The sequence below is a fragment of the Pseudomonas songnenensis genome (assembly GCF_003696315.1).
GTDB lineage: Bacteria > Pseudomonadota > Gammaproteobacteria > Pseudomonadales > Pseudomonadaceae > Stutzerimonas > Stutzerimonas songnenensis.
In genome coordinates this window covers 12,301-38,034 of sequence record NZ_RFFN01000004.1, presented here as the reverse complement: position 1 = coordinate 38,034, position 25,734 = coordinate 12,301, and the positions used below count along the sequence as shown (strand labels likewise).

The 25,734-nt window shown below is 60.0% G+C and carries 22 protein-coding genes; 5 read left to right on the top strand and 17 right to left on the bottom strand.

Going from position 1 to position 25,734, the window contains the following annotated elements:
• Positions 1 to 73: 73 nt before the first annotated feature.
• The 6 genes from odhB to sdhC all read right to left on the bottom strand — a co-directional run bounded on the left by odhB (position 74) and on the right by sdhC (position 7,723).
• Positions 74 to 1,300: a 2-oxoglutarate dehydrogenase complex dihydrolipoyllysine-residue succinyltransferase gene (gene odhB, locus EA798_RS12450; protein WP_122099153.1), complete on the bottom strand. Its 1,227-nt coding sequence runs from the start codon at positions 1,298 to 1,300 to the stop codon at positions 74 to 76.
• A 71-nt stretch (positions 1,301 to 1,371) separates the two neighbouring features.
• Entirely contained in the window at positions 1,372 to 4,203 is a 2,832-nt protein-coding gene (locus tag EA798_RS12445; protein WP_106155110.1) for a 2-oxoglutarate dehydrogenase E1 component, read from the bottom strand.
• Between the two features lie 292 nt (positions 4,204 to 4,495).
• Entirely contained in the window at positions 4,496 to 5,200 is a 705-nt protein-coding gene (locus tag EA798_RS12440) for a succinate dehydrogenase iron-sulfur subunit (RefSeq protein ID WP_003302396.1), read from the bottom strand.
• A 10-nt stretch (positions 5,201 to 5,210) separates the two neighbouring features.
• The gene (gene sdhA, locus EA798_RS12435; protein ID WP_106155111.1) at positions 5,211 to 6,983 is read right to left on the bottom strand and encodes a succinate dehydrogenase flavoprotein subunit; all 1,773 of its coding nucleotides are present in this window, start codon (positions 6,981 to 6,983) and stop codon (positions 5,211 to 5,213) included.
• A gap of 3 nt (positions 6,984 to 6,986) precedes the next feature.
• A complete protein-coding gene (gene sdhD / locus EA798_RS12430) occupies positions 6,987 to 7,355 on the bottom strand; it encodes a succinate dehydrogenase, hydrophobic membrane anchor protein (protein ID WP_015277279.1) in 369 nt (122 codons plus the stop codon).
• On the bottom strand, positions 7,349 to 7,723 hold the full coding sequence (sdhC, locus tag EA798_RS12425) for a succinate dehydrogenase, cytochrome b556 subunit (protein WP_015277280.1): 375 nt from the start codon (positions 7,721 to 7,723) through the stop codon (positions 7,349 to 7,351). The genes sdhD and sdhC overlap by 7 nt, the downstream gene beginning before the upstream one ends.
• Before the next feature lie 361 nt (positions 7,724 to 8,084).
• Between sdhC and gltA the strand changes: the two genes are divergently transcribed.
• Positions 8,085 to 9,356 (top strand): citrate synthase, encoded by a 1,272-nt coding sequence (gltA, locus tag EA798_RS12420; RefSeq protein WP_003294794.1) that lies wholly within the window; start codon positions 8,085 to 8,087, stop codon positions 9,354 to 9,356.
• Between the two features lie 270 nt (positions 9,357 to 9,626).
• Here the strand turns inward: gltA and EA798_RS20765 are convergent, their stop codons facing one another.
• Complete coding sequence (locus EA798_RS20765; RefSeq protein ID WP_122099341.1) at positions 9,627 to 9,878, bottom strand: YkgJ family cysteine cluster protein; 252 nt, start codon at positions 9,876 to 9,878, stop codon at positions 9,627 to 9,629.
• A gap of 128 nt (positions 9,879 to 10,006) precedes the next feature.
• On the opposite strand from EA798_RS20765, the gene EA798_RS12410 reads away from it, so the two are divergent.
• Complete coding sequence (locus tag EA798_RS12410) at positions 10,007 to 10,348, top strand: DMT family protein (RefSeq protein ID WP_106155112.1); 342 nt, start codon at positions 10,007 to 10,009, stop codon at positions 10,346 to 10,348.
• A 74-nt stretch (positions 10,349 to 10,422) separates the two neighbouring features.
• Positions 10,423 to 10,704 (top strand): pyrimidine/purine nucleoside phosphorylase, encoded by a 282-nt coding sequence (gene ppnP, locus EA798_RS12405; RefSeq protein ID WP_019407617.1) that lies wholly within the window; start codon positions 10,423 to 10,425, stop codon positions 10,702 to 10,704.
• A 143-nt stretch (positions 10,705 to 10,847) separates the two neighbouring features.
• On the opposite strand, the gene EA798_RS12400 is transcribed toward ppnP, so the two are convergent.
• The 9 genes from EA798_RS12400 to moaA form a co-directional block, all read right to left on the bottom strand.
• Complete coding sequence (locus tag EA798_RS12400) at positions 10,848 to 11,141, bottom strand: flagellar protein FliT (RefSeq protein WP_122099152.1); 294 nt, start codon at positions 11,139 to 11,141, stop codon at positions 10,848 to 10,850.
• Between the two features lie 63 nt (positions 11,142 to 11,204).
• Positions 11,205 to 11,591: a flagellar export chaperone FliS gene (gene fliS, locus EA798_RS12395; protein WP_122099151.1), complete on the bottom strand. Its 387-nt coding sequence runs from the start codon at positions 11,589 to 11,591 to the stop codon at positions 11,205 to 11,207.
• Between the two features lie 484 nt (positions 11,592 to 12,075).
• Positions 12,076 to 13,458 (bottom strand): flagellar filament capping protein FliD, encoded by a 1,383-nt coding sequence (gene fliD, locus EA798_RS12390; RefSeq protein ID WP_122099150.1) that lies wholly within the window; start codon positions 13,456 to 13,458, stop codon positions 12,076 to 12,078.
• Positions 13,459 to 13,528: 70 nt separating this feature from the next.
• Positions 13,529 to 13,897: a flagellar protein FlaG gene (locus EA798_RS12385; protein WP_122099149.1), complete on the bottom strand. Its 369-nt coding sequence runs from the start codon at positions 13,895 to 13,897 to the stop codon at positions 13,529 to 13,531.
• Between the two features lie 77 nt (positions 13,898 to 13,974).
• Positions 13,975 to 14,799 (bottom strand): flagellin domain-containing protein, encoded by an 825-nt coding sequence (locus EA798_RS12380; RefSeq protein ID WP_122099148.1) that lies wholly within the window; start codon positions 14,797 to 14,799, stop codon positions 13,975 to 13,977.
• Positions 14,800 to 15,195: 396 nt separating this feature from the next.
• Positions 15,196 to 17,571, bottom strand: coding sequence for an NAD-dependent DNA ligase LigA (gene ligA / locus EA798_RS12375; protein WP_122099147.1), 2,376 nt, complete (start codon positions 17,569 to 17,571; stop codon positions 15,196 to 15,198).
• A gap of 282 nt (positions 17,572 to 17,853) precedes the next feature.
• On the bottom strand, positions 17,854 to 18,675 hold the full coding sequence (gene zipA, locus EA798_RS12370; RefSeq protein ID WP_095460032.1) for a cell division protein ZipA: 822 nt from the start codon (positions 18,673 to 18,675) through the stop codon (positions 17,854 to 17,856).
• Positions 18,676 to 18,856: 181 nt separating this feature from the next.
• Positions 18,857 to 22,345, bottom strand: coding sequence for a chromosome segregation protein SMC (smc, locus tag EA798_RS12365; protein ID WP_122099146.1), 3,489 nt, complete (start codon positions 22,343 to 22,345; stop codon positions 18,857 to 18,859).
• 240 nt (positions 22,346 to 22,585) lie between these two features.
• A complete protein-coding gene (gene moaA, locus EA798_RS12360) occupies positions 22,586 to 23,581 on the bottom strand; it encodes a GTP 3',8-cyclase MoaA (RefSeq protein WP_122099145.1) in 996 nt (331 codons plus the stop codon).
• 172 nt (positions 23,582 to 23,753) lie between these two features.
• On the opposite strand from moaA, the gene EA798_RS12355 reads away from it, so the two are divergent.
• Together EA798_RS12355 and EA798_RS12350 are read left to right on the top strand one after the other, a co-directional pair.
• Positions 23,754 to 24,605, top strand: coding sequence for an ion transporter (locus EA798_RS12355; protein WP_106155120.1), 852 nt, complete (start codon positions 23,754 to 23,756; stop codon positions 24,603 to 24,605).
• A gap of 120 nt (positions 24,606 to 24,725) precedes the next feature.
• Positions 24,726 to 25,139: a CopD family protein gene (locus tag EA798_RS12350; RefSeq protein WP_122099144.1), complete on the top strand. Its 414-nt coding sequence runs from the start codon at positions 24,726 to 24,728 to the stop codon at positions 25,137 to 25,139.
• 78 nt (positions 25,140 to 25,217) lie between these two features.
• On the opposite strand, the gene EA798_RS12345 is transcribed toward EA798_RS12350, so the two are convergent.
• Complete coding sequence (locus EA798_RS12345; protein WP_106155122.1) at positions 25,218 to 25,697, bottom strand: DUF2231 domain-containing protein; 480 nt, start codon at positions 25,695 to 25,697, stop codon at positions 25,218 to 25,220.
• Positions 25,698 to 25,734 lie beyond the last annotated feature (37 nt).

Sequence of the window (25,734 nt, the reverse complement as noted above, 5' to 3'; positions counted from 1 at the left end):
CTAAAAGCCAAAGGCTGCAGGCAGCACGGTCGGCTTTCGCCTGACCTGCCAACTGCAGCCTGGGGCGTTTCTATCAGATATCCAGCAGCAGACGGGCCGGGTCTTCCAGCAGGTCCTTCATGGTAACCAGGAAGGTTACTGCTTCCTTGCCGTCGATCAAGCGATGGTCATAGGACAGTGCCAGGTACATCATCGGCAGGATGACCACTTGGCCGTTAACAGCCATCGGACGTTCCTGGATCTTGTGCATACCAAGAATGGCGGTCTGCGGCGGGTTGACGATCGGCGTGGAGAGCAGCGAGCCGAACACACCACCGTTGGAAATGGTGAAGGTACCGCCAGTCATTTCCTCGATGGTCAGCTTGCCGGCCTTGGCCTTCTTGCCGAACTCGTTGATGCCACCTTCGATCTCGGCCAGGCTCATGTGCTCGGCGTTGCGCAGCACCGGAACCACCAGGCCACGGTCGCTGGAAACAGCCACGCCGATGTCCTGATAACCGTGGTAAACGATATCGTTGCCATCGATCGAGGCGTTGACACCCGGCTGACGCTTGAGTGCTTCGACAGCGGCCTTGACGAAGAAGGACATGAAGCCCAGACGCACGCCGTTGTGGGTCTTCTCGAACAGGTCCTTGTACTTGGAACGCAGTTCCATGATCGGCTTCATGTTGACTTCGTTGAACGTGGTCAGCATGGCCATGGAGGACTGGGCCTCGACCAGGCGCTCGGCAACCTTGGCACGCAGGCGGGTCATCGGTACGCGCTTCTCGACGCGATCGCCCTCGGCGAAGATCGGAGCGGCAGCGGCCGGAGCGGCCGGCTTGGCAGCAGCAGCCGGAGCGGACTTCTTGGCTTCGACGGCGGCGACGACGTCTTCCTTGGTCACACGACCGTCCTTGCCGGTACCGCGAACACTGTTCGGATCAATGCCGTTCTCTTCGGCGAGCTTGCGGGCCGCCGGGGCCAGGATCGGCTCTTCGCCGCCAGCGCTGGCAGCAGCTACCGGAGCAGCAGCTGCCGGAGCCGGGGCAGAAGCTTGAGCGGGAGCAGCAGCGGCAGCGGCGCCTGCTTCCAGCTTGCCGAGCAGCTCACCGCTCAGCACGGTGTCGCCCTCGTTCTTGACGATCTCGGTCAGCACGCCGTCAGTTTCGGCCAGCACTTCCATGACCACCTTGTCGGTTTCGATGTCGACGATCAGTTCATCACGCTTAACCGCGTCGCCCGGCTGCTTGTGCCAGGTGGCAACGGTGCCGTCGGCGACCGATTCCGGGAATGTAGGGGCTTTGATCTCGATAGCCATTATTCAGGGGTCCTATTGATTCGGTTTCTACATCGAGGCCGCGAACGTTCGCGGCCTCTCGCACGAATGGATTAAACGGTGAACGCGTCCTGCAGCAGTTTTTCCTGCTGCTCGGCATGCATCGAGGCGTAACCGACCGCCGGTGCCGCCGATGCATCACGACCTGCATACTGAAGGAACAGTTCCTTCTTGTGTGCAGTCGCAACGCGGCGCATGTGGTGCTGACTGCAGTACCAGGCGCCCTGATTCATCGGTTCTTCCTGACACCAGATGATGTGCTTGACGTTCTGATACGGCGCGAGCGCCTCGGCGAGGTCTTCCTCGGGGAACGGATACAGCTGCTCGATACGCACGATGGCGATATCGTCACGGCCTTCGGCACGACGCTTGTCCAGCAGGTCATAGTAAACCTTGCCGCTGCACATGATGACGCGCTCGACCTTGGCCGGATCGATCGGATCGACCTCCGGAATCACCGTCTGGAACGAGCCCTGAGTCAGCTCTTCCAGCGTCGACGTGGCCAGCTTGTGGCGCAGCAGCGACTTGGGCGTCAGCGCAACCAGCGGCTTGCGCAGCGGGCGAATCGCCTGGCGACGCAGCATGTGGTAGACCTGCGCCGGAGTCGTCGGCACGCACACCTGAATGTTGTGCTCGGCGCACAGCTGCAGATAGCGCTCCAGACGCGCGGACGAGTGCTCAGGCCCCTGCCCTTCATAGCCATGCGGCAAGAGCATGGTCAGGCCGCACAGGCGACCCCACTTGTGCTCACCACTGGTGATGAACTGGTCGATCACTACCTGCGCGCCGTTGGCGAAGTCGCCGAACTGCGCTTCCCACACGACAAGCGCGTTAGGCATGGTGGTGGCGTAACCGTATTCGAAGGCCAGAACCGCTTCCTCGGAGAGGAATGAGTCGTACAGATCGAAACGCGGCTGACCTTCATAGAGGTGCTGCAGCGGAACGTAGGTACTGCCATCCTTCTGGTTATGCAGCGCAGCATGGCGATGCGAGAAGGTGCCGCGGCCGACGTCCTGACCTGAGATACGTACCGGATGACCTTCGAACAGCAGCGTGGCGTACGCCATGACTTCCGCGTAGCCCCAGTTGATGGCCAGCGCGCCTGCGCCCATCTTCTGGCGATCTTCGAGGATCTTCGAGACCTGACGCTGCACCACGAAGCCTTCCGGCGTCTGCAGCAGCTTGTTGGACAGATCCTGCAAGGTTTTCAGATCGAAGCTGGTGTCATGACGCGCGGTCCAGGCATGGCCCAGATACGGACGCCAGTCGACGAAGAGCTCCTTGTTCGGCTCTTTGACCAGGCTCTTGACTACGTGCAGCCCATTGTCGAGTGCCGTGCGGTACTCATCGATCTTGGCCTGAACACGCTCGTCGTCCAGCACTTTGGACTGGATCAGCGAATCGGCATACAGCTCACGAGTGGTGCGCTGCTTGGCGATCTTCTGATACATCAGCGGCTGGGTGCCGCTCGGCTCATCCGCTTCGTTGTGACCACGACGGCGGTAGCAGATCAGGTCGATGACGATGTCGCGCTTGAACTGCATCCGATAGTCGACAGCGAGCTGGGTGACGAACAGCACCGCCTCGGGATCGTCTGCGTTCACATGGAAGATCGGCGCCTGGATCATCTTCGCCACATCGGTCGCATACTCGGTAGAACGAGCATCTTCCTGCTTGTTGGTGGTGAAGCCGACCTGGTTGTTGACCACGATACGGATGGTGCCACCCGTGCGGTACGCACGAGTCTGCGACATCTGGAAGGTTTCCATCACCACGCCCTGACCGGCGACAGCAGCATCACCGTGGATGGTTACCGGAAGTACCTTGTCGCCGACCGGATCACAACGACGATCCTGACGAGCCCGCACCGAACCCTCGACCACCGGAGAAACGATTTCGAGGTGGGACGGGTTGAACGCCATGGCCAGGTGAATTTCGCCACCCGGAGTCATCACGTTGGAGGAGAAGCCCTGGTGATACTTGACGTCACCCGAACTCAGGCCTTCGACCTTCTTGCCTTCGAACTCGTCGAAAAGGTCGCGCGGATTCTTGCCGAAGGTGTTGACCAGCACGTTCAGACGACCACGGTGGGCCATGCCGATGACGATTTCCTTGGTGCCGTAGGAACCGGAACGCTGGATGATCTCGTCTAGCAGCGGAATCAGGCTTTCACCACCTTCCAGACCGAAGCGCTTGGTACCCGGATACTTGGTGCCCAGGTACTTTTCCAGACCTTCGGCCGCGGTCAGGCGCTCGAGCAGATGGCTCTTGATCTCAGGCGAGAACTCGGGACGCCCACGCACACTCTCCAAGCGCTGGACAAACCAGCTGCGCTGCTCGGAATCGACGATATGCATGTACTCGGCGCCGATGGTGCGGCAATAGGTTTCTTGCAACGCCTGAACGATATCGCGCAGAGTCGCCTGACCGTTGACCATCGCAAGATCACCGGTTCGGAACACCGTATCTAGATCAGCGTCGGTCAGGCCATAGTTGTTGATCGCGAGATCCGCGGGGGCGGTGCGCTGCTGCAGGCCAAGCGGATCGAGCTGTGCTGCCTGATGGCCGCGCACTCGGTAGGCCTGAATCAGGCGCAGGACTTCGATCTGCTTCTTCTCGTGCTCGGTGCTGACGGTGCCTGCTGAAACAGGCTGGGCACGACGCTGGTTCTTGGCCAGCAGGACGAAGTGGTCGCGAATCGTCGAATGCGATACATCGGCTGAAGCGCTGCCACCGGAGGGCAACTTCTGGAAATAAGTGCGCCACTCTTCGGGCACAGCGTTGGGATCGTGCAGGTAGAGCTCATAAAGCTCTTCCACATAGGCAGCGTTACCACCGGATAGGTGGGCACTGTCCCACATGCGCTGCATTACGCTTTCTTGCATGTCTGGTCACCTTCGATAAGGAGACACCACCAGCGTGGAAACCGCAGCATGACTTCCCAAGTTCTGAAGCAGCGACTCAGGTAAAGCCACTACGGACCGCGCAGATAGTTCCCGGGCACAACCCGGATGCTCCTGCTGGTCATCAAATTTTCAGAGTGAAATCCCGGCTTTGTGAGCTGGGATTCCTACTAAAACTACGGCGCCGAGCTTCAACTTCGGCGCCGCAGGCGTAACGGGTAAAGCGATCCGGCCGTTCCAGGCTAGCGCATAACCTTTCTCGACCGGGGTGTCATCAGGTGCCGCTCTGCAGCAGCATGTTGCGTATGTGACCAATCGCCTTGGTCGGGTTCAATCCTTTCGGACAAACGTCAACGCAATTCATGATACCGCGGCAACGGAACACACTGAACGGATCATCCAAACCAGCCAGACGATTCTCGGTTTCGGTGTCGCGGCTGTCGGCCAGGAAGCGATAGGCCTGCAGCGAAGCGGCCGGACCGAGGAACTTGTCCGGGTTCCACCAGAAGGACGGGCAACTGGTCGAGCAGCAAGCGCACAGAATGCACTCGTAAAGACCATCCAGCTTCTCGCGATCTTCCGGGCTTTGCAGTCGTTCGATTGCAGGCGGCGGCGTATCGTTCATCAGATACGGGCGCACTTTCTCGTACTGCTTGTAGAAGATGCTCATATCGACGGCCAAGTCACGAATGACCGGCAGACCCGGCAACGGACGCACGACCAGCTTGTTGTTCTTGACCACGGCGGACAACGGCGTGATGCAAGCCAGACCGTTCTTGCCGTTGATGTTCATCCCGTCGGAACCGCACACGCCTTCACGGCAGGAGCGACGATAGGAGAAACCCTGATCCTGTTCCTTGATCAGAGCCAAGACGTCAAGAACCATCAGATCTTTACCATCGGTATTGACCTGAAAATCCTGCATGAACGGCTTTTCGTCCTGATCGGGGTTGTAGCGATAAACACTCACTTGCAACATATCGGCGACCTCAATAAGTCCGAACCTTGGGCTCGAATGCCGGAACGGTCTTCGGAGCGAAGTTCACGGCACGCTTGGCAACGCGCTTGTCACCCGGGAAGTACAGGGTGTGGCACAGCCAGTTCTCGTCATCACGCTCTTCGAAATCTTCGCGAGCATGCGCACCACGGGATTCCTTGCGGTTCTCCGCGGCAATTGCAGTAGCTTCGGCAACTTCCAGCAGGTTCTGCAGCTCGAGCGCCTCGATGCGCGCGGTGTTGAACGCCTGGCTCTTGTCGGAGATCTTGACGTTGGCGATACGCTGACGCAGATCGACCAGCTGAGCGATGCCCTTCTGCATGTATTCACCGGTACGGAATACACCGAAGTAGTTCTGCATGCAGTTCTGCAGTTCTTTACGCAGCGGAGCGACATCTTCGCCAGTGGTACGCTCGTTGAGACCGGCGAGGCGGCTCAGCGCGACGTCCAGGTCGGTTTCGCTGGCACCACGATGCTCGATACCTTCCTTGAGCGCCTTTTCCAGGTGCAGACCAGCCGCACGACCGAACACCACCAGGTCCAGCAGCGAGTTACCGCCCAGACGGTTGGCACCATGCACGGACACGCAAGCCACTTCGCCTACAGCGAACAGGCCGTCGATGATCGTATCGTTGCCGTTGGCGTCCTGGGTGATCGCCTGGCCATGAATGTTGGTAGCGATACCGCCCATCATGTAGTGGCAGGTCGGCACGACCGGAACCGGGGCGACGACCGGATCGACGTGAGCGAAGGTCTTCGACAGCTCACAGATACCCGGCAGGCGGCTGTGCAGCACTTCTTCGCCAAGGTGATCGAGCTTCAGCATTACGTGATCGCCATCCGGACCACAGCCATTGCCGGCCAGAATTTCCTTGACCATCGAACGCGCAACGACGTCACGGCCAGCCAGGTCCTTCGCGTTAGGAGCATAACGCTCCATGAAGCGCTCGCCGTGCTTGTTGATCAGGTAGCCACCTTCACCACGGCAACCCTCGGTCACCAGCACGCCAGCGCCGGCAATACCAGTCGGGTGGAATTGCCACATCTCGATGTCCTGAACCGGCACACCAGCACGCAGCGCCATGCCCACACCGTCACCGGTGTTGATCAGCGCGTTGGTAGTCGATGCGTAGATACGACCAGCACCGCCGGTAGCGAGAACGGTAGCTTTGGAGCGGATGTAGACGGTTTCGCCGGTTTCGATGCAGATCGCGATTACACCCACAACCGCGCCGTCCTGATTCTTCACCAGATCAACCGCGTACCATTCGTTGAGGAACACAGTGTTGTTCTTCAGGTTGCCTTGGTAAAGGGTATGCAGCAGAGCATGACCGGTACGGTCTGCCGCGGCACAGGTACGAGCCGCCTGACCACCCTTGCCGAAGTCCTTGGACTGGCCACCGAACGGACGCTGGTAGATACGACCCTGCTCGGTGCGAGAGAACGGCAGGCCCATGTGCTCGAGCTCGAACACAGCCTCTGGGCCAACGGAACACATGTATTCGATAGCATCCTGGTCGCCGATGTAGTCGGAACCCTTGACGGTATCGTACATGTGCCAGCGCCAGTCATCGTTCGGATCAGCCGAAGCGATGGCGCAGGTAATGCCGCCCTGAGCGGATACAGTATGCGAACGAGTCGGGAACACCTTGGTGACTACAGCGGTCTTGTGGCCGGACTGAGCCAACTGCAGTGCCGCGCGCATGCCGGCACCACCACCACCAACAATGATGGCATCGAAGGAAAGCGTACGAATATTAGCCATGAATCAGATACCCCAAAGAATCTGCACACCCCAGACGAAGAAGGTGAACATGGCAATGCCACACACCGCCTGGAACAGGAAACGAACGCCGGTAGCCCACTTACCGATCGCCATGTTGGTCAGGTAGTCAGTGGAAATCGTCCACATACCTACCCACGCGTGCACACTCAGAGCGACCAGCGCCAGCAGACTGAAAATGCGCATCCAGTTAGCCGAGAACAACTCGTGCCACTGGGCATACTCCAGACCCGGGTTCGCGATCAGATACCCAAGCAGAAACAGAAAATAAGCCGCAAGAACCACTGCAGAAACGCGCTGGGCCATCCAGTCATACAGGCCCGAACGCGAAAAGTTGGTGACATTGGTTACCATATCCACACCCCCGCCAGAACGATCAGCACCACCGAAACGGCGATTACGATTTTCGCGCCCAGCTTGCCGCCTTCCAGCGTCTCGCCATGACCAGTGTCCATTAGCAGGTGACGCACACCGGCTACCAGGTGATACAGCAGCGCGGACAGCAGCGCCCAGCTCACCAGCTTGGCCAAGGGGCTACCCAGGTACGCACGAACCTCCTCGAAGCCTTCTGGGGAAGACAGCGAGGTATCGAGCGCGAGCAGCAACAAGGCGATACCGACGAACAGGATGACACCGGATACACGGTGAAGAATCGACGTGTAAGCAGTGATGGGAAGTTTTATTGTCCTAAGATCTAGGTTTACAGGTCGTTGGCTTTTCACGGCTTTTTTTCACACTTGAGAGCCCTAGAACGCAGGGCAAAGTTGTTGGGAAGAGCACGCAGCAGTACCCGCTACCCACGAGTGACAACCTACAGAAATACCGCCTGTAAGGCCCCTGCCGGTCGGTTTCCGAGTATAAACAGTTAGGTCACTAATGACAATGTGGTGAAGTGCCACTAAAGGCTGATAGCAGCCTCTATATAAATGCCGTAAACAGTGCACCCAAGCTGTACGCATCCCCCTGCAGAGCCCTCTACGGCATGGGTTCGCGCAAATTGACTTTGCGATTTATCACACTATAGTGATGCGGGCCCTGCGTGGGGGGCCATGATGATTCCAAGCACAAAACAGGAGGCCATACATGGCTGACAAGAAAGCGCAGTTGATCATCGAGGGCGCTGCCCCCGTCGAACTGCCCGTTTTAACCGGTACCGTAGGGCCTGACGTAATAGATGTACGAAGCCTGACCTCCACGGGTCACTTCACCTTCGATCCCGGCTTCATGTCGACCGCCTCTTGCGAGTCCAAGATCACCTATATCGATGGCGACAAGGGCATCCTGCTGCATCGCGGCTACCCCATCGAACAGCTGGCAGAGAAGTCTGACTATCTGGAAACCTGCTATCTGCTGCTGAATGGCGAGCTGCCGACCGCCGAGCAGAAGGCGCAGTTCGTCAGCACCGTGAAGAACCACACCATGGTCCACGAGCAGCTGAAGTCCTTCCTTAACGGCTTCCGTCGTGACGCCCACCCGATGGCCATCATGTGCGGTGTGGTCGGAGCGCTTTCCGCCTTCTACCACGACTCCCTGGACATCAACGACCCGCACCATCGCGAAATTTCCGCGGTGCGCCTGGTCGCCAAGATGCCGACCATTGCCGCAATGGTTTACAAGTACTCGATCGGTCAGCCGCTGATGTACCCGCGCAACGACCTGAGCTACTCGGAAAACTTCCTGCACATGATGTTCAACACCCCGTGCGAGATCAAACCGATCAGCCCGGTGTTGGCCAAGGCAATGGATCGCATCTTCATCCTGCACGCCGACCACGAGCAAAACGCTTCCACCTCCACCGTGCGCCTGGCCGGCTCCACCGGTGCCAACCCGTTCGCCTGTATCGCAGCCGGCATCGCCGCCCTGTGGGGACCGGCTCACGGTGGTGCGAACGAAGCCGTGCTCACCATGCTGGACGAGATCGGCGACGTGTCGAACGTCGAGAAGTTCCTGGCCAAGGCCAAGGACAAGAACGACCCGTTCAAGCTGATGGGCTTCGGCCATCGCGTTTACAAGAACTTCGATCCACGCGCCAAGGTCATGAAGCAGACCTGCGACGAGGTTCTGGGCGAGCTGGGCATCAACGATCCGCAACTGGATCTGGCCATGAAGCTCGAAGAGATTGCCCTCAACGATCCGTACTTCGCCGAGCGCAACCTGTACCCGAACGTGGACTTCTACTCGGGTATCATCCTCAAGGCCATCGGCATTCCGACCAGCATGTTCACCGTCATCTTCGCCCTAGCGCGTACTGTCGGCTGGATCTCCCACTGGAAGGAAATGATCGCCTCCGGCCAGAAGATCGGTCGCCCGCGTCAGCTGTACACCGGCCACACCAAGCGCGACCTGCCGCGTTAAGCGACAAGCCCGCGTACAGAAAAGGCTGCCTCTGGGCAGCCTTTTTTTATTGCCTCGCCCAGCCGTGCCACTCGATTTGCTAGAGGCCGGCACAGACGATCCGTCGCCATCGAGACCAATCAACCCCTCCGGCCGAACGTCAATGAGCATCCTCAGCCAACATACCGGCGCAGCCGGCAGCCCCTCAATCCGACGAGCACTAGAATACGCAATTCTGGAATGGCGGCGACCCGATTGACCGAGACCGACAGTTAACAAACGCAGACTTGCCTACGCAGTTGCTTGCTCAAGCCAACCCAGCAACTGAATCGCATCCTCTCTGCTTTCACCACAGCAAACAGGGTCAGCCGAAAAAGCGGAGCAGACGGCAGGCCGTCGCGGATCGCCAAACAGCAAACAGAGAAAGTCATCGCTTAACTGAACACAGCGCTCCCCTGCGCGCTTGCCATGAGGCATGCCAGGTATCGGGGAGCTAATGGAGGGCGCGATACAGCAAGCACCGCAACCAGGGCGACAATTCATAAACTGCCACTCAGTGGAAAAACGGGCGCGATAATAATCCGGCTTAAAAAAAGACACCAGATGCGCCATTGCAGACGACTGCATCTGGAAATACGCTAGCGCGTCGCTATTTCGAGCCCACCCGCATCATGCCAGTCTGGTTGCAAACCGCCGCCCTGCTCTGCTGCTCCAACCTGTTCATGACCTTCGCCTGGTACGGCCACTTGAAGAGCCTGAACGGCAAGCCCTGGGCCATCGCCGCCCTGATCAGCTGGGGCATCGCATTCTTCGAGTACATGCTGATGGTGCCGGCAAACCGCATCGGCTACACGGAACTCTCGATAGGCCAGCTGAAGATCATGCAGGAAGTGATCACCCTCATGGTGTTCGTTCCGTTCAGCGTGCTGTATATGCAGCAGCCGTTGAAGCTCGATTATCTTTGGGCGGGATTGTGCCTGGTCGGCGCTGTCTACTTCATCTTTCGTAGCTAGCATCTGCCAAGTGACGCCAACCCAGGCGCTTGGGCATACTGGCGCCCCTCTTTCCAACCCACAAAGGAAACCAAATGTTCAAGGTCAACGAGTACTTCGACGGCACTGTCAAATCCATCGCGTTCGAAATGACGGAAGGCCCGGCCACCATCGGCGTGATGGCCCCGGGCGAATATGAGTTCGGCACTGCGCAACTGGAAGTCATGCACGTAGTAGCAGGCAGCCTGGACGTGAAACTGCCGGGTGCCGGTGCCTGGGAAACCTTCGCAAGCGGCAGCCAGTTTACCGTGCCGGCGAACAGCAAGTTTCAGCTGAAGGTCAAGGTGGATACGGCTTATCTTTGCGAGTATCGCTGAGACGAAACGAGCATTGCCTGACGCGCAGGCGAGGTGGATGAACGTTGCGCCATCCACCTTCCGCAAGAGGACTGTTGAGGGCTGAGCGTCGCAGCCCAACGACTGGACATCATGAAAAGCAGCACAGCCGACGCCGCCAAGCATCAGCCCAACGACGTATAGGCCTGCGTTACCTGCTTGCTCTGGCTCAGCTTGGTGAGCTCCAGTGCTAGCCGTTCGCGCTCCGAGCGTCCCGCCGCTTGAAGCTTGGCGTATACCTCGGCCATCGCCTCAATCGCTTCACGCAGCTCGGCGTCCGCTGCATCTTCATCCTGTAAAGTCGCAATCAGAGCGCTGCAGTCGTCATCCAGAGCGGCGATCGCTTCCCAGTCATCCTTGGCTAGCGCGTTGCGCAAACGCTCCGTGAGGTCGGCAAAGAGTCGCGTTTTCGAGTTCATATACTCTCCAGATCGATCAGCGTCGCTAAACGCGCTATGCGCCTGAAGTGGAAACATGATAGATCAGTCCTTCGGAGCAATCTGATCCCAGGCGAGTTTTATCTCGCCGAGCAACCTGCCTACTTCGTTGAGCTTCTCGATATCGTTCTGGCGGCTCGCTTCGAATAGGCGCATCGTCATGTATTCGTATAGGCGATCTAGGTTCTCTGCCAGCTCACCGCCGACGCCCTTGTCCAGAGCGTCACGCAGACCACCGATAATCCCGACCGCCTTTCCGATCAGCAGGCCTTTCTCCGCATAGGCGCTGCGCTCCATCGCGCCCTTGGCCTGAGCGATACGATCCAGCCCGCCCTGCATCAGCATCTGAATCAACCGGTGCGGGTCGGCGTCGTTTACTTGGGCCTGAACACCTACCTGCTGATACTGCTTCATTGCCGACATTGCGTACATTTGGATTAGCCCCGCCACATCAAGTACATGCTTTAGTTATCGGTCGAAGTTGACGGGACTTGAGCGAGCGAGGCAAACAAAAAACCGCCATAAAGGCGGCTTTGTCTTTCCCGGCGCTGATCGACAGGCAGCTAGAACCCATGTTCGCTTTTTCGGCATTCAAATTCCATCCGAGTGATTGCCCAACGTCGACCGGCTGGGCACATGCTATGCCATAAAAGCAACGTTTCGGCAAACACCAGCGCAGTATTGGCAGTACCGACCGAGTACAGCAGCACTCCACTTGTGGCCGGGATGGACAACAGCCATCTCGCGATGCCGAGCGTATCTGCTACATGACAAAGCAGCGTATCAGCGAGCCTGCCGCATCACGGCTGAAGGAGCCCTGAAAACCCCGCATATTCTGAGGCAGCCCCCTGCTAGGCATAACCCACCCTCACCCCGAGCAGACCAAAGTGAGCAGGATAGGTGAGGACGAATCGAATCAATCTTTTTTCACAAGACCAGGAAGACTTGAAAGAGCCTGCCCTAACCGCTCACTTGTTTGAGACAACTGCCCCACCAGAGCGTCCATAGTATTGAACTTAGCAAAAAGACGGGCCTGCAGTTGATCTATACGCCTAGCCAAGGTTTCTTTCTGATCAGAAATACCCCTGACAATCGTCTCAAGCCCTTTCATGCGCTGTTCAATAACGCCACCAGTCTGAATATACCCGTCAATCCGCTGATTAAGACGATTCATAAGCCCGCTGTCACCAGTGAAGAACGCGGCAACTGAATCAAAATTGTCTGTTAAAGTTTTGTTCAGCTTACCCTCGTCGATCGAAAGCGTACCGTTCTTCGCTGTACCGATACCAAGGTCGGCCAATATCCGCACCCCATCCTGAACAGCTGGATTAACCAGCTCGTTGCGCACAGCCCCCAACAACGACCGCATGGTGGCATCACCAACAAGCCCACCAGTAGTTGGTGCACTGCCTTCGCCGGTAGAGGTCACCCTGGTCAGACTGTTGCTAGTAGTGATCAGCTTGTTGTAAGCCTCGACGAAGGCTTTGATGGTCTCAATGACGCCTTCGCGATCCTGGCCGACCGATACGGTTAAAGCTTTCTCAGGATCGGCGACCAGCAGTTTGAACGTTACACCATTAATAGCACCGCCAACCTCATTGCTGTCACTTTCCAGGGCTAATCCGTCGATGCTGAACTTAGCGTTGGCCGCGGCCTCCAGCACCATGCTGCCCGGCGAACCGGCACCGATGGTGAGATCAGAAAGTCCCGCATCCGACGAAATCACCTCGATATCCTTGCCGACACCGGTATTGCTGGAGGACAGCACCAGCCGGGTGGCGCCGTCACTTGGGTTAGCCACCAGGTTGGCGCTGACACCACTGTCCTTGAGCGCAACATTGAGCGTATCACGTACCTGAGTCAGGCTAGCCCCAACCGGGATGGACACTTCAATGCCGGGATCAGCCGAACCGACCTTGACCATCAGAGTGCCAGCCCCGCCCGTTGTGTAGGTGCGGTTCAAGGCGGCGCTGGCCACCTTGCTTCCACTAGCCAACTGGCTGACCGTGAGGCTGAAAGTACCATTCGGCGCGGTCTTACCGGCCGTTGCAGTGACGGCGGCGGGGTTGGAAGACACGGCCACACGACTCTCGAACAAACTGGATTTATTTAGATTCTTAAGCGCCGCCTGGAAACCACCTAGAACCGACTTTAACTGGCCCAGTGCGGAGAGCTTGGTGGTCGATGCGGTCTGCAGACGGGCAAGCTGAGCCTCCTTTGGTGCCTTCTCGGCATTGACCAAGGCCGTCACGATACCGTTTATATCTAGGCCGGAGCCGATACCGCTTACACCTGCCATACCTGATCACCTCGCCATGTGCTTGACGCTTAATCCATCCGGATTCGAGTTTAATCAAGAATCGTGCCGCTCAAGCCTCTGCCTTGAACAGCAGGCTACGCATTTCGTCTAGCGTATCCGCCAGACGCAACGCCTCTTCCGAAGGAATTTGCCGAATGACTTCTCCGGACTCTCCATCGGTCACCTTAACCACCATTTTGCCGCTGGACTCGTCCAGCGCGAAACTCAAGTTGCGCTGTAAGCTATGCGCGAATTCCTGGATGCCAGACATTGCGGCCTCTAACGGCTTGCGCAATGAATCCTGCGCCACAGAGGGCAACGCCAGCACTTCAACTGCCCCGTCGGAGGTTCGGGTACGCTCGGGTTGCCGAGAGCTATCGCTAATGCTAGCTCGGACGATCCCGCTTAGGCCCTCGCTCTTGATCGCGTTGAATTCCATGAATCACCCCTCACATGGAAAAACGGGGGTAGCGCCTAAGCACTACCCCCCGAAGTCCAAACGACTCGCCTTTCAGCTTAACGCAGAAGGCTGAGAACAGCCTGGGGCAGCTGGTTGGCTTGGGCCAGGATGGCAGTACCGGCCTGCTGCAGCACCTGATTCTTGCTCAGATTGGCAGTTTCGGCGGCGAAATCCGTATCCTGGATACGGCCGCGCGACGCCGATACGTTCTCAGCGATGTTCTGCAGGTTCGAAATGGTGTTCTCGAAGCGGTTCTGCACCGCACCGAGCGCCGAACGCTGGTCGTCGATCTGTTGTAATGCAGCATCGATGGCAGCAATAGCATCCTGAGAACCGTCCACATCGGAAATATCGACAGCATCTACACCCAGACCAGCAGCGTCGAACGCGTCATCGCCGAAATCAACACTGATGACCTCGTTCGCGTTGGCCCCGACCTGGAAGTCGACCGAGCCAAGGCTGCCATCTAGCAGCTTCTGGGTACCGAAGCTGGTGGTCTCAGCGATGCGAGTCAGTTCTTCCTGAAGCTGAACGACTTCTAGTTGCAGTGACGCACGGTCTTCAGCACTGTTGCTACCATTGGCAGACTGCAATGACAGCTCACGCATACGCTGCAGGATGTTGGTCGATTGCTGCAGCGCGCCCTCGGTGACCTGCGCCATGGAGATGCCATCGTTGGCGTTACGCGCGGCGACATTCAGACCATTGATTTGGCTGGTCAAGCGGTTGGATATCTGCAGACCGGCGGCATCGTCCTTGGCGGAGTTGATACGCGAACCAGTGGAGAGACGCTGCAGCGAAGTATCCAGCGCACGGGAAGAGGTGTTGAGGTTCCGCTGAGTGTTCAGGGACGCAACGTTGGTATTGACGGTAAGAGCCATGGTATTTGCCTCCAAGGGCGCTAGTTACTTTGGTTGCCTGAGCTTGCGACTCCGGGCCGGCTTGTGCCCAGGCACCCATTGAGTTCGCATTCGATTAGCTTATCGGCGCCGTTTGGGTTGGCTTTAGGGCAGATTCGAACTTTTTCGCGCCCCCGGTACCGCACCACCACTACGCCAGCGCATCCATACTGCGGACTTGCTTGACCAGCTTTTCGGGCGCAACGGGGAAAACTTTAGGGGGATGGCTGAAGCTGTTCCCCAAGGTAGTGGCGAAGGGAAATCGCTGTGTGCTGTTGCACGTTGGATAAGCGCTTCAGCGGCCAAGGCCGCCCCCACGGGTTCGGTGAAACATTCGGGAGCAGGTTTGGCTCGCTGGGGTGAACCGTTGCTGATGCGCTATGTGTCTACCGAACCAAGCTGTGCGAGGCGCTCGAGGAACTGCGCTTCGTCGAGCACCGCCACGCCGAGCTCGTTGGCTTTGGTGAGCTTCGAGCCGGCGCCGGGGCCTGCCACCACGCAGGTGGTTTTTGCGGATACCGACCCTGCGACCTTTGCCCCCAGCGCCTCCAGCCGCGTCTTGCCCTCATCACGGCTCATGGTTTCCAGCGTGCCGGTCAGCACCCACGTCTGGCCGGCCAGCGGCAGGCCTTCGGCGGCTTTCCGCTCGCTTTCCCAATGCATGCCGAACTCCCGCAACTGGGTTTCGATAGCGCGGGCGCGCTCAGCGTTCTCGGGTTTGTCGAAGTAGTCGCGCAGGGAGCGTGCGGCCTTTTCGGTAAGGCGCTCTACCTGACGCAGGTCGAGCCAGTCGGCGGCGATGATTGCCTCGAGCGTGCCGAAACGCTCTGCCAGCCGCTGGGCGCCGGTGCGGGCGATATGGGGAATGTTGAGCCGGTCGAGCAGATCGGGCAGTGTCGCGCAGGCTGCGAATTCCGGATGCACGTCGCCCTCCTCCTGCGGCTCGACGCCACGCTCACGCAGCAGCGCGATGACCGCGCGGTTGTGTTCGTCCTCGAAGAAGCTGTGGATTTCATGGGCAACTTCGAGCCCCACATCGGGCAGGTAAACGAGCACGTCAGGCAGTGCCCGGCCGATTCGCTCCAGGGAACCCAGCGCGCGTGCCAGCAATTTGGCGGTTTCCTCGCCGACGTCCGGGATGCCGAGCGCATAGACGAATCGCGCGAGGCTCGGCTTGCGACTGGCACCGATGGCATTGAGCAGGTTACGCGTGGATATCTCGGCGAAACCTTCCAGCTCAATCACCTGCTCGTGGGTCAGGCAGTAGAGATCCGCCGGAGAACGGACCAGCCCCTTGTCGACCAGCTGCTCGACGATCTTGTCGCCCAGCCCATCGATATCCATCGCCCGACGCGAAACGAAATGAATGATCGCCTGCTTCAGCTGCGCCTGACAGGCCAGGCGCCCCACACAGCGGTAGATCGAACCTTCGCTGACCGATTCACGCCCCTTGCTGCGCTTGATCAGCTGGGTGCGCTCCACGGCAGAACCGCACACCGGGCACTGCTCTGGCACATGCACAGCGCGGGCATCGGTGGGGCGACGCTCGGCGATCACGCCGAGAATTTGCGGAATGACGTCACCGGCGCGGCGCACGATTACCGTATCGCCAATCATCACGCCCAGACGTGCAACTTCGTCCATGTTGTGCAGGGTTGCGTTGGACACCGTGACGCCTGCAACCTGCACGGGCTTGAGCCGGGCGACCGGGGTGATGGCGCCAGTACGGCCAACCTGGAACTCCACGTCGAGCAGCTCGGTGATCTCTTCCCGCGCGGGAAACTTGTGGGCGATGGCCCAGCGCGGTTCGCGTGCACGGAAGCCCAGTTCGCGCTGCTGCTCGACGGCATTGACCTTGAACACCACACCGTCGATTTCGTAAGGCAGCGCGTCGCGCTTTGCACCGATGGCGTCGTAATAGGCGCGGCATTCGGCAACGCCCTTGGCCAGCTTCAGTTCGCGACTGATGGGCAGACCCCAGCGTTTCAGCGCTTCGAGAATCCCGATGTGCGTATTCGGCAGCTCACCATCACTGCGGCCAACACCGTAAGCGCACAGTTCCAGCGGCCGGCTGGCCGTGATCTTCGAATCCAGCTGGCGCAGGCTGCCGGCTGCGGCATTACGGGGATTGGCGAAGGGCTTGCCGCCGCTTTCCAGCTGCCGCGCATTGAGCGCTTCGAAGCCGGCCTTGGGCATGTAGATTTCGCCGCGCACCTCGAGCACCGCCGGCCAGCCGCTGCCATGCAGCTTGAGTGGGATGTTGCGAACGGTGCGCACATTGGCGCTGATGTCCTCGCCAGTGCTGCCATCGCCGCGGGTAGCACCGCGCACCAGATGGCCGTTTTCGTAGAGCAGACTGACCGCCAGACCGTCGAGCTTGGGTTCGCAGCTGTACTCGACAACCGCGCCATCTCCGAACAGGTCGCCTGCCGGCAGATCCAGGCCTTCGCGCACGCGGCGGTCGAAATCGAGCAGGTCCTGCTCCTCGAAGGCATTACCCAGGCTCAGCATAGGCACTTCATGACGTACCTGACCGAACGCCGCCAGCGCCGCACCGCCGACCCGCTGGGTCGGCGACTCGGGTGTCACCAGCTCCGGGTGCTCCGCCTCGAGCGCCTTGAGTTCGTTGAACAGGCGGTCGTACTCCGCATCGGGAACGCTGGGTTCGTCGAGCACGTAGTAGCGGTAGTTGTGGGCATCGATTTCGCTGCGCAGTTCGGCGATGCGCTCGGCGGCGGTTTGGGCAGAAGGCATAGGACGAAGCCGTGACTGGGGCTGTGCTGACTCAGACCGCATCAGCGCGCCTTGGTTGATAGGAAAGGCGTCGGATTCTAGCCGAATGCGAAGCCGAAGGCAGGCCTGCGGAGGGAGCTGATTGGTTCGGACTGGACAGATAGCGTAACGGGACGACGTCACTGAGGTGTGGTGCTGGTGGGCTGCTCCCAACAGCACTCTGCGCATCAAGCCGGTAGAGCAAATGGGGGGCGTCTGCCCAGCAAACGCAACACCGGGCGCGAGGCCCGGTGCGGTGGATTATCAGCGCTGCTTGATGGTCATCTGCCGGCGCTCGAACTCGACGATGCGCTGGCGGTAGTGCTCGATGGTCTGAGCGGTCAGCACGCTGCGCTGATCGTCCTTCAGCTCGCCGTTAAGCTCCTGGGAGAGCTTGCGCGCGGCAGCGACCATGACATCAAAGGCCTGCTTGGGATGGCGCGGGCCTGGCAGACCGAGGAAGAAGCTGACGGCCGGGGTGGTGAAGTGATCGATGTCGTCCAGGTCGAAGGTGCCGGGCTTGACCGCATTGGCCATGGAGAACAACACCTCGCCGTTGCCGGCCATGCTCTCGTGCCGGTGGAAGATATCCATCTCACCGAAGCGCAGACCGCTTTCGAGAATGTTCTGCAACAGCGCAGGGCCGCGGAAACCCTGAGGGTCGCGGCAAATCACGTTGATGACGAGCACTTCCTCGACAGGCGCCAGCTCTTTCTGCGACTGCTCTTTCTCGTCTTCATCGTCACCCACGACAGGATCAAGCAGCGTTGGCACGGGTTCGTCGGTATTGAGCTGAAGATCGCCTTGGAAAGGTTCGTCCTGCCGGCGCTTCTTGCCGGACTCGCGAGTGCTCACGGCAGGCATGTCGCCTTCATCGAGGGAAGGTTCGTGATCGCGATTCACCACGCGTGCGGGGCCCAGTACTTCAGGAGAATCGTCGGCATCGGGAAGATTGGAGAGGCTACGGTCCAGCTTGAACTTCAGCTTGCCCTTGCCACCACGCATGCGTCGCCAGCCGTCGAACAGAATGCCGGCGATGACAATGATGCCGATGACGATCAGCCACTCGCGCAGACCGATATCCATTAATGCATTAACCTCTGAATTCGATGATAAAGACGCAACAAACGGCCACATGGAGCCGCTGCAAGCGCATCGTAAAAATTGTGCTCTAAGCTAGCACGACGAACGGTAACTTTGCACCGTGCGGTAGTTCTCTTTTTATGGCCTTCCTTGTATCAAAAACGCTCAAACACGCGGCTTAATCCTAGGCTTCAGCTAGGGCGACGGCCTGTTCGACGTCGACAGCCACCAGCCTCGAGCAACCCGGTTCATGCATGGTTACACCCATCAACTGATCGGCCATTTCCATGGCGATCTTGTTGTGAGTGATATAGATGAACTGCACTTTCTCCGACATTTCCTTTACCAGCCGCGCATAACGACCGACGTTCGCATCGTCCAATGGCGCATCAACTTCATCGAGCATGCAGAAAGGCGCCGGATTAAGCTGGAAGATGGCAAATACCAATGCCAGCGCCGTCAACGCCTTTTCTCCTCCGGAAAGCAGGTGGATCGTGCTGTTCTTCTTTCCGGGCGGCCTTGCCATGATCGCCACCCCGGTATCGAGTAAATCTTCCCCGGTAAGTTCCAGATAAGCGTTGCCACCACCGAAGACTTTCGGGAAAAGCGCCTGCAGGCCGCTGTTGATCTGATCGAAGGTTTCCTTGAAACGATTACGGGTTTCGCGGTCGATCTTGCGGATAACGTTTTCCAGCGTATCCAGTGCCTCGACAAGGTCATCGTTCTGGGCATCGAGATAGCGCTTGCGCTCCGATTGCTGCTGGTATTCGTCGATCGCGGCCAGGTTGATCGGCCCGAGGCGCTGAATACGCTGGCCAAGGCGCTCCAGCTCCGCTTCCCAACCTTGCTCGCTGGCCTCGGCCGGGAGCGTGCCCAGTACGCCGTGCAGGTCGTAGCCATCCTCGTGAAGCTGATCCTGCAGCGCCTTGCGCCGGACGCTCAGGCCCTGCCAGTCCAGTCGCTGCTGCTCCAGCTGACCGCGCAGCAGCTGCGCCTGCTGCTCGGCCTGCGTGCGTCGCTTTTCGGCATCGCGTAACTCGCGATCAGCATCTTCCAGCGCGAGGCGGGCATGCTTGAGTTCCTCTTCGACGCCCATCCGCCGTTCCAGCAATTGCTCAAGCTTCATGCGCAGCTCCTCGAGCGGCGCCTCCCCCTCTTCCAGGTTCAGCGTTAGCTGCTCCCGGCGCTCGATGGCACGTTCGAACTGCTGTTCCAACCGCTCCAGCGCCTGGCGCGTAGACTCATGCTGCGCCTTGAGCGAGCCGACTCGCAGCGCCAACTGGTGCGCATGATCCTTCTGCTGACGCGCATCCTGACGGATACGGTCCAGACGTTCGCGGATACCGTCACGACTGGCCAGCAGCGTCTCGCGCTGCTCGGCGTCATGAGCCATCGCATCCAGCGCGTCCTGTAGCTGCAGGCGCGCCTCGCCCAACTGCTCGGTCTCGATCTCGCGCCGGTCCTGCTGTTCGGCAAGCTCTTCGTCGAGGCGCTGGCGGCGCAGTCCAAGTTGCTCCAGCCGTGCTTGCCCGGCAGACAGCTGGGCTTTGAGGTCACCGTGTGTCCGAGCCTCTTCCTGCTGTCGCCGGCGCTGTTGTTCGCGCTCCTCTTCCAGGCGGGACTGGGCTGCGCGCAATTCGGAAATGCGCTCTTCAATCACTGCCAAGGCTGCTTCGCGTTCGTCGCGCTCGGCCAGTAGCCGCTCCAGTTCCTGCCCGCGTGCAAGCACACCCGATTCCGCTTGACTGGCACGGTGCACCCGCAGGAAATGCTGGCCGACCCAATAGCCATCACGACTGATCACGCTTTCGTCTTCGCCGAGCGCTGCGCGTGCGGCCAGCGCCTGCTCCAGCGACTCGACAGGACGCACACGCCCCAGCCAGGGCGAAAGATCGAGTGCTGACTCGACCAGCGCAAGCAGACTGCCAGGGCGGTTCACATCGCCCTGGCGCGGGCTGACCAGGCGTAGATCGCCCTGCTCGAACCCAGCAAGATCGATTGCCGCGAACTCATCCAGCAATACCGCATTCAAGTCGCCGCCCAGCACGGTCTCCACGGCCAATTCCCAGCCGGGCTCGACGCGCAAACCCTCGACAAGGCGCGGACGGTCCGCCAGACATTGCTCACGCAGCCATTCGGCGACGCCCTTCCCCGGATCCATCGCGGCCTGCTGCAAGGCTTCCAGTGAAGCGATGCGGCCATTCAGTCGCTGTAGCTCGCCCTGCATCTGCTGCTGGGTTTGGTTCGCCTGCTGCAGCTCTTCGCGCAGCTGTTCCAGACGCTCATTGAGTCCTTCGCCAGCCGCAGCGAGCGCCTCGAGATCGAGTTCGCTGGCTGCGAGCTGCTCACCAAGCTCAAGGATCGCGACGTCTTCGGGATCGGCAGCCAGCAGCGCACGCTCCTCGTCCAGGCGGCGCTGGCGTTCGGCGAGGCGTTCCAGGCTCTGCTCCAGCTGCTGGATGCGCGACTGCTGCACTTCCGCCGCGCGGCGCGGCTCGGCGCTGTGCTGGTTGAAGCGCTCCCACTGTTCCTGCCAGGCCTGCATGGCCGCTTCGGCCTCTTCCAGCCGGGCCGCGGACTCTTCGGCAGCGGCGCCGGAGAGCTCCTGCTCGGGCTCGAGCATCGCCAGTTCCTCGCCGAGGGTGGCCAGCAGAGTGCGATCGTGGCCAAGGTGCGATTCGGTTTCCAGACGCGCCTGTTCCGCCTCGCGCAGATCGTCCTGCAACTGGCGCAGGCGCTGCTGGCCATGCTGGATGCTCTGCTCGACGCGCGCGATGTCGCCGCCGACCGAATAGAAGCGGCCCTGCACCTGGTTGAAACGCTCGGACAGCTCGTGGTGGCCGTCACGCAGGCGCTCGATGCTCGCGTCGGCGCTGCGCTGCTCGGCCACCAACGCCTCGAAAGCGACCTCCTGATCGCCGATGACCTGCTCGCGCTGGCCGACCTGCTCGTTCAGTGCCTGCCAGCGCAATGCCGAAAGCTGCGCTTTGAGCTGGCGCTCCTCGGCCTTGTACTCCTGATACTTCTCCGCCGACTGCGCCTGACGGTGCAGGCGTTCGAGCTGACGCTCCAGCTCTTCGCGCAAATCGGTCAGGCGCGCCAGGTTCTCGTGGGTGCGCCGAATGCGGTTCTCGGTTTCGCGCCGGCGCTCCTTGTACTTGGAGATGCCGGCGGCTTCCTCGATGAAGTTGCGCAGGTCTTCGGGTTTGGCCTCGATCAGCTTGGAGATCATCCCCTGCTCGATGATCGAGTAGCTGCGCGGTCCGAGGCCGGTGCCGAGGAAGATGTCGGTGATGTCGCGGCGGCGGCACTTCACCCCGTTGAGGAAGTAGGTGTTCTGCGAATCACGGGTTACGCGGCGGCGGATGGATATCTCGGCGAAGGCAGCGTACTCGCCGGTCAGCGTACCGTCGGAGTTATCGAAGATGAGCTCGATACTGGCCTGGGTTACCGGCTTGCGCGTATTCGAGCCGTTGAAGATGACGTCGGTCATCGACTCGCCACGCAGGTTCTTCGCCGAACTTTCGCCCATTACCCAGCGCACGGCATCGATGATATTGGATTTGCCGCAGCCGTTCGGCCCGACAACTGCCGCCATGTTGCTCGGGAAGCTGACGGTGGTGGGATCGACGAAGGATTTGAAGCCGGCGAGTTTGATGCTCTTCAGGCGCATGCAGCCAATCCTTGGCAGTCAGCATGGGGACGAACAAGCGGAGTCGCCGTGAACATCGGAAATCCTGGCATCGAATGGGTACTGGCAAGAAGCCACGGAGTTTATCACGCCGATCGGCCAGGCTCGCAGCGCGGCGGCGCACAGAAACGCCTCTCTCGAGGCGAAGCGGCACCGGTAAGTACGGCGACGCAAATGCGGAAGAAATGAAACACCGACCAGTGGCTCGGCGGCCGTGGGCGATCAACCGCCGGTCATGCTCATGAAGCGCACCACCTGTACCTGCTCATCGGTACGGAAGTGATGCTTTTCCGGTTTGAGCTGCAACGCATCCACCAAGGCATTGCGCAGGCGTTCACTGTCGCCCGGATGACGGCGCATCAGGCTTTTCAGATCCAGCGCGCCTTCGTGACCCAGGCAGAGCACCAACTTGCCCTCGGCGGTCACACGTACACGGTTGCAGCTGCCGCAGAAGTTGTTGCTATGCGGGGAGATGAAGCCGATCTGCGTCTCGCTGCCGGCCACCTGCCAGTAGCGCGAGGGGCCACCCGTGGCATGGCTGCTGCGCACCAGCGTATGGCGCGCCTCGATGCGCTCACGCACCTCGTCGCTGGAGCAGAAGGTGATCTGGCGCTGATGACTGGACACGCTGCCCAGCGGCATCTCTTCGATGAAGCTGATGTCCAGCCCGCGCTCGATGGCGAAATCCACCAGATCGAGAATCTCGTCGTCGTTGCGCCCCTTCTGCACCACGCTGTTGAGCTTGATCCGCTTGAAGCCCGCGCGGCGCGCAGACTCGATGCCTTCAAGTACCTGATCGAGCCGGTCACGGCGGGTCAGTTCGGCGAAACGGTCGCGCTTGAGCGAGTCGAGACTGATATTGAGCCGTTTGACGCCGGCTTCACGCAGCGATGCAGCCAGGCTCGGCAACTGCGAGCCATTGGTAGTGATAGCCAGATCTTCCAGCTCGCTGCGCGCGCCGAGCCGCGCCAGCAATCCAGTCAGGCCCTTGCGCACCAGCGGCTCGCCACCTGTAACGCGAATGCGTTTGACACCGAGGCCAATGAACGCGTCGGCCACGGCATACAGCTCTTCGAGGGTAAGAATCTGTGCACGCGGAGCGAAGACCATGTCCTCGCTCATGCAGTAGGTACAGCGAAAATCACAGCGGTCGGTTACCGACAATCTCAGGTAGGTAATGCGCCGGCCGAATGGGTCGACCAACTGGGAATCGGGCATTGCACTCTCCAACTGCTGGCTGCGCCTGTGTTCAGACTATGCGCTAACCGTGATTCAGGCAAAGTGACGTTACCAACGGCATGCGGCCAGCGCAGCGGCACGGCATGCAGGCGGACGGCAGCAATGCTTTAATGAGCCGCTTTGGCTGCCCCCATGCGAGAGACCACCGCGAATGGATAACGATTCCCTGAAGGCGATGAGCTGGCGCGAACGGCTATACGTCATCATCTTTTTCACCAATACCCCGGCGGGCAAGCGCTTCGACACCTGGCTCCTGGTCATCATCCTGGCCAGCCTGGTGGTGGTGATGTTCGACAGCATCGCCGCGTTCAATGAGCGCCACGGCGAGCTGCTGACAAATCTGGAGTGGGCGTTTACGGCGATCTTCGCCGTGGAATATCTGGTACGCATCTACACGCATCCCGAGCCACGCAAGTACATCTTCAGCTTCTACGGTGCGGTCGATCTTCTATCGGTGCTGCCGGCTTTCATCGCCCTGCTGTTGCCGGATGCGCAGTATCTGCTGGTGGTGCGCATCATCCGCATGCTGCGAATATTCCGCGTGCTCAAGCTGACGCCCTACCTGAGCCAGGCGAACTTCCTGCTGGTGGCACTGCAGGGTAGCCGGCAGAAGATCATCGTCTTTCTGCTCAGCGTCACTACGCTGCTCATCGTCTACGGCACGCTGATGTACGTGATCGAGGGGCCCTCCAACGGCTTCACCAGCATCCCGATGAGCATCTACTGGGCGGTGGTCACGCTGACCACCGTCGGTTTCGGCGACATCGTCCCACATACGCCGCTGGGCAAGGCGCTGGCGACGGTGGTGATGATCACCGGTTATTCGATCATCGCCGTACCGACTGGCATTTTCACTGCCGAGCTCGCCAATGCGATGCGCCAGGACAACCTGCGCCACAGCTGCCCGACCTGTGACAAGCTCACCCACGAGCCCAATGCGGCGTTCTGCAGCCGCTGCGGCACGCAATTGTTCGAGCGCCCTGAACGCGACGCGTCGAACTGAACGTAGCAGGTACCGGAGCACCGGCGGCAGCATCTGCCGCCGCTTCGCCAGCACTGACGAACTGCCCGCAAGCGGGACTGTCACATCCTCTGATTCGCCTCAGGCAGGATGGAGACCGGCATGCCCTTGCTCAAACTGCTGCACTTTGCCGCCCTGCTCTGCTGGTGCGGCTCGCTGCTCTATCTGCCGGCAATGATCGCGGCGGGCACCAAGCGTAGCGATCAACTCTTCTACCGCGACCATGCCCATCTCACCCGCATGGCGTTCACCCTGATCAGCACACCCGCTGCGCTGCTGGCGATCGGCTCCGGCACGGCGCTGTTCCTGCGCGACGGCACGCTGGCCGGCTGGCTGATCATGAAGCTGACGATGGTGACAGGCATGGCGCTCTGTCATGCCCTGTGCGGGGTTCTGGTCCTGCGCATCGAACGCGAGCCGGAGCGTGGCGTCACATACCAGTGCATGGCCCTGGGTGTGCTGGTTCCGATACTGATCGCCCTGACCCTGTGGCTGGTGCTTGCCAAACCCTTCTGACTCAAGGAACGACAGCCTCGCATGACCGACTGCACGGCCCGCCCCGCCCCATCACATTCTGCCTGCCGCAGCGACGGCTCAGGGCGCCTGCTGGCCGTCGAGATCCACGCCGACAGCATGTTCGTAGACCAACCGCCCACCGAGAAACGCCGCCAGCGAGATCAGCACGGCAGTCAGCAGCGAAAGATAGAGCCCCCACATGGCATCGCCATCTCCACGATCCATGCCCTGATAGCGCAACAGCCAGTTCAACGAAGCCAGCGAAAGCATCATCACAGCGAGAATGGCGTGACACCATGCGGTGATCTTGCGGCGAATCTGCTGGACGGAGAGCAGATCGATGACGCCGGCGATGCTGGCGATCCAGCCGCCGATGGCGCCCACGCCCGAAAGCCAGAGGCCGGCTCGCCACCAGAACTCGTCGAGCGTCCAGAAATAGGCCAGGTCCGCCGGCACCAGGCCGATCAGCGCGGCGACGGGGAAATGAATCATCATAGGATGCAGCGGATGGCCGGCAATGGCGGCATTACTGTTGATCGACTCGCGTTCTGTGGCCATCCGGCCCTCCCAGGCACTGTAGTGAAACGGGCCGCCC